Origin of the sequence: Bergeyella anatis, assembly GCF_036016955.1 — a bacterium.
Taxonomy (GTDB): domain Bacteria; phylum Bacteroidota; class Bacteroidia; order Flavobacteriales; family Weeksellaceae; genus JAYWXI01.
In genome coordinates, this window is record NZ_JAYWXI010000105.1 from 1 (window position 1) to 556 (window position 556).

The window sequence follows — 556 nt, forward strand, 5'->3', positions numbered from 1 at the left end:
GCGGTTAGATTTTAAAGCGTATATACTCAAACTTTGCTTAGTCGCTTTCCATAATAACGGAGGAGTATAAGCCGTTCCGCTTGGTATCTCTAAACTTTCCACAAAATATAGAGTTCTCTTTTGTTCTTTGGTGTACCATATCAAACTGCCTTTTTTACTTGGGTTGATGTGCAGTACATTGGTGGGGATTATTCCCTTTGGCTTTAAAAAAGTTTTATCTCTTTCTTCTTTGGTGGTTAAGGCTTTCGATAAATTTTCGCTCTCCCTTACACTCAAAGGGTGGGCATTCATCATTCTGCCTTGCTGGTCAATATCAAAATGTTCTATATAAGTTTGTGATTTATTTTCGTTTTGATAAATAACAAAAGCATTTTTGGGGTAAAAAATAGGCTCTATTTGTTCGGTTAAATCTTGTATATTCTTCATTTTCTGTTAGGGTTTTTAGTTGAATAAATGATAGGTTTCTGAAATACTTTCAAATAGTCTTCTCTCAAAATCAAAGTTGCGTGTATCTTTTTTGTAATTCTTCGTAAAGTTTCTATAAATAGTAGGCTCG

Annotated in this window: 1 pseudogene; it reads right to left on the bottom strand. The window is 33.6% G+C overall.

Annotated elements, in window-relative coordinates:
• A pseudogene (locus VQ048_RS12455) lies at positions 1-426 on the bottom strand (PRTRC system protein B); the annotation flags it as partial.
• Positions 427-556 lie beyond the last annotated feature (130 nt).